General features: G+C 51.4%; 1 protein-coding gene and 1 pseudogene. One reads left to right on the top strand and one right to left on the bottom strand.

Going from position 1 to position 562, the window contains the following annotated elements; genetic code table 11:
- Positions 1–348, top strand: a pseudogene (locus E0D98_RS25590) (conjugal transfer protein TraF); the annotation flags it as partial.
- Here the strand turns inward: E0D98_RS25590 and E0D98_RS27680 are convergent.
- The coding region (locus tag E0D98_RS27680) for a hypothetical protein (protein ID WP_131891509.1) at positions 338–562 on the bottom strand (225 nt) is incomplete at its 5' end. The pseudogene E0D98_RS25590 and the gene E0D98_RS27680 sit on opposite strands and share 11 nt — an antisense overlap.

Below are 562 nucleotides of genomic sequence, written 5' to 3'. Positions count from 1 at the left end.
GAAGTGAACGGTGTCACTGAAACTTTCAGGATCCGCCCGCAGGTGACTGCCGGTGTCTCCTGGCACAACGACATGTTCACTACAGCACTGGATGTTGACCTGACCCCGGCCAGTGGCTTCACATCAGACAGTAAACGTCAGTTTGCTGCCATTGGTGCTGAATTTAATGCCTGGAAATGGGCACAGTTACGTGCAGGCTACCGCCAGAATCTGGCCAGCAATGATGGCAGTGCGTTCACCGCCGGGCTGGGTATCTCACCATTTGATGTCGTCCATATTGATGTGGCGGGTATAGCAGGCACAGACAACAACTACGGTGCCGTTGCACAACTGCAGTTCACATTCTGATCATCTCTGCCCCGGTACTGACCGGGGTATCCAGACCTGCATCCTCGCGTTTTCCGACCATCAAACGACACAGCCAGACCTGTAGTGCTGCCTCTGATCTGGCTGTTATCTGACATATCATTTTCGCATGAGGAAATGCATGTTTAACAAAAATAAAACGCATATCGAAAACAAAGCCTTTATGGTGGAACCGTTCCGGGATCCGACAGCTAAC

It is taken from the genome of Escherichia sp. KCJ4928 (genome assembly GCF_004352695.1).
Classification (GTDB): domain Bacteria; phylum Pseudomonadota; class Gammaproteobacteria; order Enterobacterales; family Enterobacteriaceae; genus ECMA0423.
Note: the sequence above shows the minus strand (reverse complement) of the source record. Positions and strands in the feature narration are given on the sequence as shown.